Source organism: Vibrio sp. 03_296, assembly GCF_002265885.1.
The window spans coordinates 1-940 of the sequence record NZ_NPKW01000852.1 but is presented as its reverse complement, the minus strand read 5'-3'; the positions used below and the strand labels follow the sequence as shown (position 1 = coordinate 940).

The following is a 940-nucleotide window of genomic DNA, read 5'->3' as shown; positions in this document are numbered from 1 at the left end:
TTCAATACACAAGCGCGACGGACATAGAGCACTTCGCGTTTCCCAGTTTATATCTTGCCAAGACAATGCTATTAGTTCACTGATACGAAGACCTGTCAGCAGATTCAGCATTACGGCATTCTGTCCTTGGGTTACAGACATTCTTGCACTCATACATCCGTGCTAATTCCTTTTTTGTGAAAGGGTTTGGCTCCAGTTCTACCGTTTTGTAGTTCTGTACGCCTTTCATTGGATTTCGGGCAATTACGCCATCACGTACCGCTTTCAAAAAAAATACGAACGCAAGATGTCAGATGTTTCGTTGATGGTTTTGTTGCTAAAGCGCTCGTGCCAACTTACTAGAAGCGTATTAATCTGAGAGTGGCTAACTGCATTGATGGCGAACTCTCCCAATGCCTCGTTTATATTCTTTGTTCTGCTGAGATCGGAGGCTAATGTCGAGGGAGCTGAACAATATTTTCTCTCTATGAGATATGCGTCGATGTAGTCTTTTACAGTTGGTAACTTTGTAGTTGTAATATGTTTTCATAATATTTTCCGTTTTTTATCGAATGCAAGTCATTCGTCACGGAAAGTACGGCCAAAAATCACAGTCGTCAATGGTGTAAGGTATTGAAAATTAACAATAAAATATTTACTTTTGACATTATTTGTCTATACGTAGAAAGAATCGACGTCGAATTTGAGATTATTTATCTAAACCTATACGCATTGAGTTTTATCGAGATTTTKRAGCTAGAAATTTTTGAAAAAATGCTCTGTTCGGTCAAAAAATAACCACTGGATTGGTTGGTAGGGGAAGATTGTGGAAAGTAGCAATCTCTAAAATGCTAAGACGATTGGGATTTGGCTTAATGGACTGAAAGACATGTTGGGTGAACTTTAGTCACTTCCCGAAGAGGGAGCCAAAGTTTAGATATCATAGTGTATGGACTAGTTT

At 38.9% G+C, this 940-nt stretch carries 1 protein-coding gene; it reads right to left on the bottom strand.

Annotation, left to right across the window (positions count from 1 at the left end):
• A partial coding sequence (locus CIK04_RS34620) for a hypothetical protein (protein ID WP_325205951.1) occupies positions 1-111 on the bottom strand: 111 nt, incomplete at its 3' end.
• Positions 112-940: the final 829 nt, after the last annotated feature.